9 protein-coding genes and 1 pseudogene are annotated in these 13,192 nt (G+C 57.1%); all 10 read left to right on the forward strand.

Annotated elements, in window-relative coordinates; genetic code table 11:
* Positions 1–436 (forward strand): annotated as a pseudogene (locus GOW04_RS21800) (hypothetical protein); the annotation flags it as partial.
* 113 nt (positions 437–549) lie between these two features.
* A complete protein-coding gene (locus tag GOW04_RS22160) occupies positions 550–684 on the forward strand; it encodes a hypothetical protein (RefSeq protein WP_256368257.1) in 135 nt (44 codons plus the stop codon).
* Between the two features lie 201 nt (positions 685–885).
* Entirely contained in the window at positions 886–1,470 is a 585-nt protein-coding gene (locus tag GOW04_RS12535; protein ID WP_171232771.1) for an ANTAR domain-containing response regulator, read from the forward strand.
* A complete protein-coding gene (locus tag GOW04_RS12540) occupies positions 1,467–2,636 on the forward strand; it encodes an ABC transporter substrate-binding protein (protein ID WP_171206156.1) in 1,170 nt (389 codons plus the stop codon). The genes GOW04_RS12535 and GOW04_RS12540 overlap by 4 nt, the downstream gene beginning before the upstream one ends.
* A 270-nt stretch (positions 2,637–2,906) precedes the next feature.
* Positions 2,907–4,271 carry a CmpA/NrtA family ABC transporter substrate-binding protein gene (locus tag GOW04_RS12545; RefSeq protein WP_171232772.1) on the forward strand — a complete coding sequence of 455 codons (1,365 nt, stop codon included), beginning with the start codon at positions 2,907–2,909 and terminating at the stop codon, positions 4,269–4,271.
* Between the two features lie 71 nt (positions 4,272–4,342).
* A complete protein-coding gene (locus tag GOW04_RS12550) occupies positions 4,343–5,425 on the forward strand; it encodes an ABC transporter permease (RefSeq protein WP_152458841.1) in 1,083 nt (360 codons plus the stop codon).
* A 5-nt stretch (positions 5,426–5,430) separates the two neighbouring features.
* Complete coding sequence (locus tag GOW04_RS12555; RefSeq protein WP_171232773.1) at positions 5,431–7,110, forward strand: ABC transporter ATP-binding protein; 1,680 nt, start codon at positions 5,431–5,433, stop codon at positions 7,108–7,110.
* 4 nt (positions 7,111–7,114) lie between these two features.
* The gene (nirB, locus tag GOW04_RS12560) at positions 7,115–9,550 is read left to right on the forward strand and encodes a nitrite reductase large subunit NirB (protein WP_171232774.1); all 2,436 of its coding nucleotides are present in this window, start codon (positions 7,115–7,117) and stop codon (positions 9,548–9,550) included.
* Positions 9,547–9,879: a nitrite reductase small subunit NirD gene (nirD, locus tag GOW04_RS12565; protein ID WP_171172767.1), complete on the forward strand. Its 333-nt coding sequence runs from the start codon at positions 9,547–9,549 to the stop codon at positions 9,877–9,879. Before nirB ends, nirD begins: the two co-directional genes overlap by 4 nt.
* The gene (locus GOW04_RS12570) at positions 9,879–12,539 is read left to right on the forward strand and encodes a nitrate reductase (RefSeq protein WP_171232775.1); all 2,661 of its coding nucleotides are present in this window, start codon (positions 9,879–9,881) and stop codon (positions 12,537–12,539) included. Before nirD ends, GOW04_RS12570 begins: the two co-directional genes overlap by 1 nt.
* Positions 12,540–13,192 lie beyond the last annotated feature (653 nt).

Consider the following 13,192-nt stretch of genomic DNA (forward strand, 5'->3'; position numbering starts at 1 on the left):
GTGGGAAAAGTTGATAGGTTTCATCGGTGGGCAAGGTTTCCTACCACCCCAGCCAATTTCCATGAAAAGTCGAGAAAATAAGAGCTTTTCCAAGCTCATCTTAGACAATGTGTCTCAGTCGCCCGAAACTGTGACAGAGGGTGTAACACAATCCTTTGCGAACTATGCGCGCAAGCGCTCTAGCTCGTCCCATCAGAAGCCAAAACACTGCGCCGGCCCTTACCTCATGCGAATGGGTCGGGCATTCCATTGCCGCAAACGCCTTCCCAGGGCGCTATCAAGCTTTCAATCAAACTCATCTCTGTACCTTTCCCTGCGTACCGACCTCCCGCTCGACGCCGTGAAACGAGCCGCCAAGCTTCTCACGATCTATGAGCGAATGGAGAAAGAAATCGTGTATGCCCACGCCTCTCAAGACCTGAGCCCTGCTGACTGAAGATCTCCCAGCGGAACTGGTAGGGGTCCTGGCAGAACAAAGCAGGATGGGCAGCTTTGAGCCTCCCCAACTGAACTGGTCCACCGTTATGTTTAGGAAACGGAGGACTGAGAATGGCAAACAAGCGACCGAAGCCAGAAGAGGTAGATTCGAAGTTGCGGCAGTTTGAACTTCTGATGGGGCAAGGTATGCCCCGTCTTGATGCGATCGGACAGATCAGAGTTGTTGAAAAATCCTACGACCGTTAGAGCAAGTGAAAAACACAAGGTGCGATGCGAGACGCCGCTGCAGCGCTCACCGCAGACTTCTTTGATGCCATGTAGAAAAACTGTGCAGGCATTCCGCTAAATGTGGAAATACGCTGAAATAATGGGCGAACCGGCAGCCTGGTGAACAGATTATTGGCCTTGGAATTGCGATCAATGAATCTTGGGCTCAGTTGAGACTCCATGAATCAACATCTTACCGTCGTTGTAGTCGAACAGAACCAAGAGCGTGCTTTTGCGATCGTAGATGCCCTAAAAGAGGCTGGAGACGTAGACGTTTATGTAATCGGCAATGTCTCCGGGCTGGCACGTAAAATTGCAACGCATAGCCCAGACATTGTCCTGATCGACATCGACAATCCATCGCGGGATATGCTGGAAGAGCTCACCGTTGCTTCGGGCCCATTGGAACGTCCCGTGGCGATGTTTGTCTCGAGCGCCGCGGGCGGGTTGGCCAAAGCCGCAGTTGAGGCCGGGGTGTCGGCCTATGTCGTCGACGGTTTGCAAGCCGAGCGCATTAAACCTGTGATCGATACCGCTATTGCCCGGTTTCAGGTGTTACGTCAGATACGGACCGAACTGGCCGAAACCCGCCGTGCGCTGGAAGAGCGCAGAGTGATTGACCGAGCTAAGGGCTTGTTAATGAAGGCCAAGGGTGTTTCGGAAGATGAAGCCTATGCCCTGCTCCGTAAAACCGCGATGAATCAGAATCGCCGGGTTGCCGAGGTGTCCGAAGCCTTGGTCACAGCATCAGGTTTGTTGTCATGAGAACGGTAACCCTGCCTGTCGCCTATATGCCTTTGGTTGATGCCGCTCCACTGATCGTGGCACGCGAGATGGGGTTTGACCACGCCGAAGGCATCTCGTTGGACCTGCGACCGGCTCCATCTTGGTCGTCTCTGCGTGATATGCTGGCCTTTGGGCACGTGGACGCGGCACATCTGCTGTCACCCGTCCCCGTTGCGATGGCTTTGGGTCTTGGAGGCATTGCGACACCGTTGTCCGCCGTGTCTGTCCTGTCGCTCAATGGCAATGTCATAGGTGTTGGAACTCAATTGGCTGGGCGGTTGGCCGACCAGGGCTACGGCTTCGATTTCTCCGATGCTGCTGCAGCTGGGGCTGCACTGGCACAGGCCGCCGGCGACGTTTTGGTGTTCGGTGTACCTTTTCCGTTTTCGATGCATGTTGAATTGTTGCGTTATTGGGTCGCTGGAACCGAACTGGCCTCGAAACAGGTCGAAATCCGAACCGTCCCGCCTCCACTCATGGCGCAGGCGCTCGCAGGTGGCGAGATCGATGCCTTCTGTGTGGGTGAGCCCTGGGGCTCATTCGCTGTAGACGACAATGTCGGTGCACTACTGTTGCCCGGCAAGGCGATCTGGTCCTGTGCACCTGAAAAGGTGCTGGCGGTCAGAAACGACTGGGCCGAAACCGAACCACATTTGCTGGGTAGCCTTATGCGGGCCGTTTGGCGCGCAGGACGCTGGCTTTCGAACACGGACAGCCGTACAACTGCATCCGAGATGCTATCGCGTAAAACCTATCTCAACGTCTCACCCGAGCTGATTGACCGAGCGCTGATGGGCGAATTCACTATATCGGCCCGCGGCGAGCAGCGCCATGTCGATGGGTTTGTCGAGTTTTTTGACGGCGCTGCCACCTTCCCATGGCGAAGTCAGGCGAAATGGGTTGCGCATCAATTGGCGAAACGAAACGGGCTGGACGCCGGAACTGCGGAACGACAATCCGCAAAGGTCTTTCGCAGTGATCTCTATCGTCGCGAATTGCAAGGGCTTGGTGTGGAAACACCCGGCGCGTCCGAGAAACTTGAAGGGGCGTTACCCGAGTCGACGGCGGTTGCCTCGACCAATGGCAGCCTGATTCTGTCTCGGAACGTCTTTTTCGACCGACGCATTTTCGAGCCAGCGGGGTAAGTCTGCACAAAATTTTTGCAGTGCAGCATCTGTTATTGCTGCGACGCAGAATTTTCGAGGTGAAAACGCTGAAAATTGATGACGCGCCGCTGCGTGACTGGCTAAATCGGAACATCGGAAGGCAACGACGCCCACCGACGGAATTCGCCCATAGTCCAGGGCACCTCACAAGAGCAAAGCCGCTCGACCATCCGCCACCTCCTCCCGGCGGACTGTGTCGGCGGCTTTTTTGTTTGCCCAACGGGTTGGGCTGAACCGAAAGGGAACGAGATGAAAAAGCTTCTTTTAGGCCTTGCTGCGACGACGGCGCTTGTGTCACCGGCACTGGCCGAACTGGAACTGGAAAAAGACGAGCTAACGTTTGGCTTTATCAAACTGACTGACATGGCGCCGCTGGCTGTCGCCTATGAGAATGGGTACTTTCTTGACGAAGGCCTGTTCGTGACGCTGGAAGCACAAGCCAACTGGAAAGTGCTGCTGGATGGCGTGATCGACGGGCAGCTGGATGGCGCGCACATGCTGGCCGGGCAGCCTTTGGCCGCGACCATCGGATACGGCACCGAGGCGCATATCATCACACCATTTTCGATGGACTTGAACGGCAACGGCATCACCGTCTCGAACGAGATTTGGGAAGAGATGAAGCCGAATATCCCGGTGATGGAGGATGGTCGTCCCCAACACCCTATCAGCGCTGAGGCGCTTGCTCCGGTCGTCGAGAAATACAAGTCCGAAGGCAAGCCCTTTAACATGGGCATGGTCTTCCCCGTTTCGACCCATAATTACGAACTGCGCTATTGGCTTGCCGCCGGTGGACTGCACCCCGGCTACTACAGCCCTGACAACGTAACCGGCCAGATCGGCGCAGATGTGTTCCTGTCAGTAACGCCACCGCCGCAGATGCCTGCCACGTTGGAGGCCGGCACGATATACGGCTACTGCGTGGGCGAGCCTTGGAACCAACAGGCTGTGTTCAAGGGTATCGGCGTGCCGGTCATCACGGACTATGAGCTGTGGAAGAACAACCCTGAGAAGGTCTTTGGCATCACTGCCGAGTTCGCAGAAGAGTATCCCAACACCACGCTGGCCGTGACCAAGGCCCTGATCCGCGCCGCGATGTGGCTGGATGAGAACGACAACGCCAACCGCCCCGAGGCGGTCGAGATCCTCAGCCGCGCGGAATATGTGGGCGCAGATTATGACGTGATCGCCAACTCGATGACCGGCACATTTGAATACGAAAAAGGCGACAAGCGCGAAGTTCCTGATTTCAACGTGTTCTTCCGCTACAACGCGACATACCCGTTCTATTCGGACGCGATCTGGTATCTGACACAGATGCGCCGCTGGGGTCAGATCCCTGAATCCAAGCCCGACAGCTGGTATGACGAGGTTGCCAAATCTGTCTACAAACCCGAGATCTATCTGGAAGCCGCGCGCCTGCTAGTCGATGAAGGCCTGGCGAATGAGGCCGACTTCCCCTGGGACAGTGATGGTTACAAAGCGCCCACCCCGGCCGAGGATATAATCGACGGCATCACCTATGACGGCCGCACCCCCAACGCCTATCTCGAAAGCCTGTCCATTGGTCTGAAGGGCGATCAGAAGATCGTCGGCTCGGACGTGCAAGGCTAATCCCATGCGTCGCGCCCGGTATCAGTCGGGCGCACACCCCAAAGTGCCCCGCCATCGCAAGGACACATCAGATGACAACGGTCGATCCCGAATTCAACGCAGACGCCGCCAAAGAGGCGCGTCGCACCCGCCTGTTCACCCGCATCAACGCCGCCGACAAATGGTTCCAGATTCTTGGCCTAAGCTGGGCCACCCCGGTCCTGAAAGCTGCCGCCGGAGACAACCCCCGCGCTCAGATGACCGAAATCTGGCGTCTTCTGGTCGTCCCCCTGCTGTCGATCTGCGCCTTCCTGCTGCTTTGGGGGACGCTCGCCCCGAAAGTGCAAACTTCCCTGGGCGCCGTACCAGGCCCAGCTCAGGTCTGGGCAGAAATGGTCAACCTCAACGAGGACGCACAGGCCAAGGCCGCCAAGCGCGCCAAGTTCGAGGCAATGGTTGAGAAACGGAACCAGAAGCTGATCGATACGGGCCGCGCGGACGAGGTCAAACAAGTCGCCTACACCGGCGCGCCGTCTTACTACCAGCAAATCTGGACCTCTATCAAAACCGTGTTCTTCGGGTTTCTGATCGCGACCGTTGTGGCCGTTCCCCTTGGGATCGCTGCCGGACTGTCGCCTACCGCCAATGCGGCGCTGAACCCGCTGATCCAGATCTTCAAACCGGTCTCGCCTCTGGCATGGCTGCCGATCGTGACCATGATCGTCTCGGCCGTCTACGTCACCAACGACGGTTGGTTCGCCAAGTCCTTCCTGATCTCGGCCATCACCGTGACCCTGTGTTCGCTTTGGCCGACTCTGATCAACACCGCGCTGGGTGTGGCGACCATCGACAAGGACTTGGTGAACGTCTCCAAGGTTCTGAAAATGAACACCTATACCAAAGTCACTAAGCTGGTGCTGCCTTCGGCGTTGCCGCTGATTTTCACAGGTTTGCGCCTGTCGCTGGGCGTCGGCTGGATGGTTTTGATCGCGGCTGAAATGCTGGCGCAGAACCCCGGTTTGGGTAAATTTGTCTGGGATGAGTTCCAGAACGGTTCGTCCAGCTCGCTTGCCAAGATCATGGTTGCGGTCTTCACCATCGGCATCATCGGTTTCCTGTTGGACCGGGTGATGTACGCACTGCAATCCCTCTTCACATTCACGAACAACCGGTGAGCGCGATGAGCATACTGAGCTTCAAAAACGTCACGAAATCCTTCGGTGAAGGCGCCGCGCGCACGGATGTGCTGAAAGGCATCGATCTGGACGTGCAGAAGGGCGAGTTTCTGGTGATCCTCGGCTTTTCCGGCACCGGAAAAACGACCCTGATTAACCTCATGGCCGGTCTGGATACTCCAACTAGCGGAGAGGTCACGTTCAAAGGAACTCCGATCAAGGGGCCGGGCCCGGAACGTGGCGTAGTATTTCAGAACTATTCACTGATGCCTTGGCTGACGGTCAGCGGCAATGTGGGGCTGGCGGTCGATACGGTCTTTCCGGGGCTCGGCAAGACTGAGAAGGCCGAGAAGGTCGCGCATTATGTGCGGATGGTGGGTCTCAGCCATGCTGCCACGCGCCGCCCGGCGGAACTGTCGGGTGGGATGCGTCAGCGGGTCAACGTGGCGCGTGCCTTGTCGATGAACCCCGAGGTTTTGTTGTTGGATGAGCCTCTGTCGGCGCTCGACGCGCTCACCCGTGCCAATCTGGCGGATGAGATCGAACATATCTGGGAGGCCGACAAAAAGACCTGCGTTCTGATCACCAATGACGTGGACGAGGCGATCATTCTGGCCGACCGGATCATCGCTCTGAACCCCGATGGTACGTTGGGCCAGGAATTCCGCGTATCGATCCCGCGCCCTCGCGAACGCGGCGCTATGAACAACGACGAGACGTTCAAGCGCCTACGCGCCGACGTCACCAAATACCTGATGGATGTGGGGATCGAAGCCAAGGTCGAAGGCTCGCGCATCCTGCCCGATGTTACACCGATCCATGGAGTGCCAACGGCGGTGGCCGAGGCACAAAAAGGGATGATCGAGAGCCGTTTCCTCGACTTTTCACAGCTTCATAAAGTCTACCCGACGCCCAAGGGCCCCCTGACCGTTGTTGAGGATTTCGATCTGAAGATCGATAAGGGCGAGTTCATCTCGCTGATCGGCCATTCAGGTTGCGGAAAATCTACGGTTCTGACCATGGCTGCGGGGCTGAACGATATATCGAAGGGCGCGATCAAGCTGGATGGTCGTCATGTCGAGGGGGCTGATCCAGAACGCGCCGTAGTGTTCCAATCCCCCAACCTGTTCCCATGGCTAACTGCCAAGGAAAACGTCGCGATCGGGGTCGACAAAGTCTATCCCAAGGCCAGCATCGCCGAGCGTCAGGATGTCGTTGAATACTATCTGGAACGCGTCGGTCTGGCCGATGCGATGGACAAATCCGCGAGCGACCTGTCGAACGGCATGAAACAACGCGTCGGCATCGCACGCGCCTTTGCCCTATCGCCCAAGCTGCTGCTGTTGGATGAGCCCTTCGGGATGCTCGACAGTCTGACCCGCTGGGAATTGCAGGAAGTGTTGATGGAGGTCTGGTCCCGCACCAAGGTCACCGCAATCTGTGTGACCCATGACGTGGATGAGGCGATCCTGCTGGCCGATCGCGTGGTGATGATGACCAATGGCCCACAAGCGACCATAGGCAAGATTACCAAGGTCGACCTGCCGCGCCCGCGCACCCGCAAAGCGCTGTTGGAGCATCCGGACTACTACGCCTACCGGCAGGAGGTCCTCGATTTCCTCGAAGAATACGAACACGGCGCCAAGCCAAAAACGCCCGCCCCCAAGGCGATTGCAGCGGAGTGAAACCATGAAACAAAGACTTGTTGTCATCGGCGCAGGCATGGCCTCGGGCCGGGTGCTAGAACACCTGACCGACGCCGCGCCGGATGCGTTCGACATCACCCTGTTCAACGCCGAGCCCCGCGGGAACTACAACCGCATCATGCTGAGCCCGGTTCTGTCGGGTGAGAAGATTTATGAAGAGATCGTCACACATGATGACGCCTGGTACGCCGAGCGGGGGATTGCTTGCCGGTTCGGTGAGAAAGTTGCAAAGATCGACCGCGAGATGAAGGTTGTCGAGGGCGTGCACGGACACCTTCCCTACGACAAGCTGGTGATCGCAACCGGGTCAAACCCGTTCATCATCCCCCTGCCCGGTCATGATCTGGACGGTGTCATCGCCTATCGCGACCTGGAAGACACCCAGCAGATGATGGACATGGGCACCGACAACAAGGTCGTCGTGATCGGTGGCGGCTTGCTGGGGCTTGAAGCTGCGGCGGGCATGGCCGCGCACGGTGTTGACGTCACCGTGGTGCATATCATGGGCCACCTGATGGAGCGTCAGTTGGATGAAGCCGCAGGCTACCTGCTGAAGAAGTCGCTGGAAGACAAAGGAATCAAGATCTGCCTACAGGCGAACTCCAAGGAAATCCTTGGGCAAGATGGCAAGGTCCGCGCACTTTTGCTGGACGACGGGACCGAGCTGCCCTGTGATCTGCTGGTCATGGCCGTTGGCATCCGTCCCAATACAGCGCTGGCGCAGGAGGCCGGTCTGGCCACCGGGCGTGGCATTCATGTGGATGACCAAATGTTGACCTCGGATCCGGAAATTTATGCTGTGGGTGAGTGCGTCGAGTATAACGGAGAGGTCTTTGGTCTTGTCGCGCCGCTCTACGATCAGGCGAAAGTGGCGGCGCATGCCTTGTTGGATAAAGAGGCCGCGTTTGAGCAAAAAACTCTTTCAACGAAGTTGAAAGTCACCGGCTGCGATCTGTTCAGCGCTGGCGATTTCGCAGATGGACCGGGGCGTGAGGATATCGTGTTCCGCGACCCATCGCGGGGCGTCTACAAGCGTCTCGTGATCGAACAGGACCGTCTGATCGGCGCTGTCATGTACGGTGACACGGCCGACAGCGGCTGGTTTTTAGGCCTGATCAAGGATGGCACCAGCATCGAAGACATGCGTGAGACGCTGATCTTTGGCCCGGCCTACCAGGGGGGCGACACCGCGGACCCTCTCTCAGCCGTTGCAGCATTGCCGCCTGAGGCGGAGATTTGCGGCTGCAACGGCATATGCAAAGGCGACATTGTCGAGGCGATCCATTCAGGGGCTGGCGATCTGGGCGCGGTGCGGGCAAGTACCAAGGCCAGCGCTTCCTGCGGAACATGTTCGGGTCTGGTCGAACAGGTCCTGCAGGTCACTTTGGGCGATGCGTTCCAGATGCCAGCCGCACAACCGATCTGTGGTTGCACCGACCTGACGCATGAAGATGTACGCCGTCTGATCAAAGGGCAGGAACTGAAAAGCCAGGCCGCAGTCTGGCAGGAACTCGGCTGGAATACGCCCAACGGCTGTCATGTCTGCCGCCCGGCGATCAACTATTACCTTCTGGCGGATTGGCCACTGGAATATCAGGATGATCCACAAAGCCGCTTCGTTAACGAACGCAAACACGCGAATATTCAGAAAGACGGTACGTTCAGCGTAGTGCCGCGCATGTGGGGCGGGATCACCACCCCCGAAGAACTGCGTGCCATTGCCGACGCCGCCGACAAGTACGACGTGCCAACCGTAAAGGTCACCGGCGGCCAACGCATCGATCTGCTGGGCGTGAAGGGTGAAGACCTGCCTGCGATCTGGTCGGATCTGAACAGGGCCGGTCTGGTCTCGGGCCACGCCTATTCCAAGGGCCTGCGGACAGTCAAAACCTGCGTCGGAACCGATCATTGCCGGTTCGGCACGCAGGACAGCACCGGCCTCGGCATCAAGCTTGAGAAAATCCTGTGGGGGTCTTGGACTCCGCATAAGCTGAAGCTGGCCGTGTCGGGCTGCCCTCGCAACTGCGCTGAGGCGACTTGCAAGGATATCGGCGTTGTCTGCGTGGACTCAGGCTATCAGATCAGTATCGGAGGGGCCGCCGGTATGGACGTGAAAGAGACCGAATTGCTGTGTCAGGTCCAGACCGAGGGCGAAGCGATTGAGGTGGTGATGGCCGTCGCGCAAGCCTATCGCGAAGGCGGCAAATATCTGGATCGATTGTATAAATGGCTAGGCAAGGTCGGCATGGACTGGGTCAAAGCTCAGGTCGTGGACGACCTTGAAAACCGCACCGCCTTGGTCGCCAGGTTCGAGCTGTCGCAAAGCATCTACCGTAAAGACCCGTGGGCCGAACACGTCAAAGAAAAAGCGCAGACCTACGCGCCGATTGCAGATTTCACATTGGAGGCAGCGGAATGAGCTGGATCGACATCGGACATATCGACGAGGTTCCCTTACGCGGGGCGCGGTTGGTGAAAACCCATATCGGCTGCATCGCCGTATTCCGTACTGCTGAGGTTGAAGTGTACGCCGCAACCAATAGCTGCCCCCATAAGGGTGGCCCGTTGTCTGAAGGCATCGTCCACGGCCAGTCGGTCACCTGCCCCCTGCACAACTGGGTTTTCGACTTGAATACGGGCGAGGCCCAGGGCGCAGATGATGGTCGCATCACCACCTACCCCGTACGGTTGGAAGATGGGCGCATCCTGCTTGACGACAGCGCCGTCACCCGGCGGAGTGCGGCCTGATGGACGGAACTGGCCTGCCAGAGGTCCGGTCAACATGTGCCTATTGCGGCGTCGGCTGCGGTGTTCTTTTGCGCCCCGATGGTGCCGGTGGTCTTACCGTGCGAGGCGACCCGGACCACCCGGCGAACTACGGGCGTCTATGCTCGAAAGGGTTGGCTTTGGACGAAACCGTGGGTCTAGACCACCGGTTGTTGGCCCCATGCGCGTTCGGCCAGGACACCAGTTGGGATGATGCGCTGCAGTTGGTTGCCGATCGCTTTTCGAACACGATCAGAGAGTTCGGACCGGACAGCGTAGCTTTTTACGTCTCGGGCCAATTGCTGACCGAAGACTACTATGTTGCCAACAAGTTGATGAAAGGCTTCATCGGCTCAGCCAATATCGACACCAATTCGCGGTTGTGTATGGCGTCAACTGTAGCCGGGCATAAACGCGCCTTCGGAACCGATACAGTGCCCGGAACTTATGAAGATCTGGATCACGCTGACTTGGTTGTGCTGGTTGGTTCAAACCTTGCCTGGTGTCATCCCGTTCTCTATCAGCGGATCATGGCGGCGCGTCAGGCGCGTGGCACGAAGATAGTGGTCATTGACCCACGCCGCACAGCGAGTTGTGATCAGGCGGACCTTCATCTAGCGCTTCAGCCAGGCAGCGACGTAGCGCTTTTCAACCGATTGCTTTGCAGAATTCACCAAACCGGCCATGTATCCGCCGAATTCCTGGAACGAAGCATTGGGTTCTCTGAAGCCCTCGAACTGGCGCAGCTTGACGATCCTGACGAGACGGGGCTCAGCCCATCTGAGATTGAGGCGTTTTGCGATTTGTGGATCGGTACTGAGCGGGTCGTTACGGTCTTTAGTCAGGGTGTAAACCAGTCTTCCAGCGGTACCGACAAGGTCAATGCGATCTTGAATTGCCATCTGGCCACCGGTCGAATTGGTCGCGAAGGGATGGGGCCGTTCTCGGTCACAGGTCAGCCTAACGCCATGGGCGGTCGAGAGGTGGGTGGTCTGGCCAATACGCTCGCTTGCCATCTGGACATTGAAAACGAGGACCATCGTCAGGCGGTTAAACACTTTTGGAATTCGCCCAACATCCCTCGGAGGCAAGGATTAAGAGCGGTCGATCTATTCCGATCCATCGAAGACGGTCAGATCAAGGCGCTCTGGATCATCCACACCAACCCTGCGGCTACCATGCCGGACGCGGACAGAGTGAGCGCAGCTATCGAAAACTGCCCATTTACAGTTGTCAGCGACCTTACCGCGCGGACAGATACCGCGCGTATCGCAGACGTGCTGCTGCCAGCGGCGGGATGGGCAGAAAAATCGGGGACTGTAACCAATTCAGATCGCACGATAAGCAGACAACGTGCCGTTTTGAGCCCTCCGGGGCAAGCCCGCTCGGACTGGGATATCTTGGCCGAGGTCGGCCGTAGGATGGGTTGGGAAGAGGCATTTAACTATGAGTCTCCGGCGCAGATTTTCAGAGAATACGCGAGCATGACCTCACTTGCGGCGTCTTTTGGCAAGGACTTCAATATTACCGAGTTGTCCGACATTGGGGATGAAGACTATGATGCGCTGAGCCCCACACAATGGCCAACGACACTTGGTGCGACCGACAAGCGGTTCTTTGGCGATGGACAGTTTTTTCATCCTGATGGCAAAGCGCGTATTGTTCCGGTTTCTCACAAGCCGCCCAAAGTGAAAACCTGTGCACAATTCCCGTTTCTTTTAAACACAGGGCGAAACCGGGATCAGTGGCATACCATGACACGGTCAGGTTTGTCGCCTCGTTTATCAGCCCACCTTTCCGAACCTTATGTTGACATGAATCCAACGGACGTTGATCGGTTGGGCCTTAGCGCCGCAGATTTGGTCCAACTCGACAGCTCAGTTGGAAGCGGTGTCTTTCGCCTTCGAATCTCGGAAGCTGTCGCACCCGGGCAAGTGTTCGCACCAATTCACTGGACGGGCGAAACGGCACCTTCAGCCCGTGTGGATGCGCTTGTTCCAAGTGTGACTGATCCGATATCTGGACAGCCTGAAAGCAAGGCGACGGCTGTTTCTGTGCGGCGTCTGAATGCTTCCTGGTACGGCTACGCCATTTCCGTCGATGCGGCCTCGCCTACGGCAGAATACTGGGCAAGGAGCAAAACGGACAAAGGCTACAGGATGGAGTTGGCAGGGAAGCAGGACATCGACGATTGGGAACACAAAGCCCGCGAGTGGTTTGGACTACCTGATGCCATGGTGACTTCAATCGAAGACCCCAATCGCGGCTCGCATAGGATCGCGCTGTCAGACGGACAGCGCCTCTTGGCAGCGCTTTTCGTCTCCCGCCAACCTATCATTCTGATGCGAGACTATTTGGCAAGTTTGCCTGAGGTTTCGCTCATTCAGATACTGTCTGGCCGGTCAACTGCTGCTTCTGAAGACTGTGGACCAATTGTCTGTTCGTGTTTCGGGGTCGGACTAAAAACCATCATCGACGCCATTCGCGACAAACGTTTGATTGATGTGAACAATATCGGAGATGCCCTTCAAGCTGGAACAAACTGCGGTTCATGCCGACCAGAGTTGGCTGAATTGGTCGCGGAGCATTCGAAGTTGAACCGCAATACACCGAAGAGTTTCTCGCAAGAACAGTTAGGATAGACCCGGGTTTTGGAGTTGGACAGAGGTCGGTTTTGTTTGGTTATCAAGGTAGGAGCGGTTTCCGTCCACTCGAGACCCAAAACCTGGTTGAGCGTGATTCAACGGTTCGGGCAATTCGGTGGAAGGATGGCGTCGTCCTGTGCTCCAAGCACCAATATGTGCTTACTGAGCAATTTCGTGTCCTGCGACCTCAGATGAAACCAATACTCCTCCAGTTGATCAGCAGCCTTTCTTGCCTTCGCCGCCACGATGTTCGCCAAATGAGTACGCAAAAAAAATGCAATTCGAGAAGACGAATAGTAGCGGCAATACTCTTTGGGAACGCGGCACTATAGTAAAACACACCATCTTTTACGAACTTGTACTTGGGTGAAAGGGTCTCTGACATGGTCCACGGCTCCAACCTGCTGTTTAAGCTCGATTTAAACCAAGGGTTTACCTGAGGAAGTGGTGCCCGGGGGCGGTGTTCTATTCCCGTTACAGGCACTTCTTCAGCCGGTCTCTCCAGCAAAACAAGGGGTATGCGACGGGCTGTGTCGCTGTCAACAGGCACCATATGGTCTACGGAATGGTCTACGGCTGCTGTGAGAGCCTCTCAGTGACTCCCTGAGGCTCCGTTCGATTCCCGGGGGCGGAATCGGAAAAATACGGTA

The organism is Ruegeria sp. HKCCA4812 (genome assembly GCF_013034245.1).
GTDB lineage: Bacteria > Pseudomonadota > Alphaproteobacteria > Rhodobacterales > Rhodobacteraceae > Ruegeria.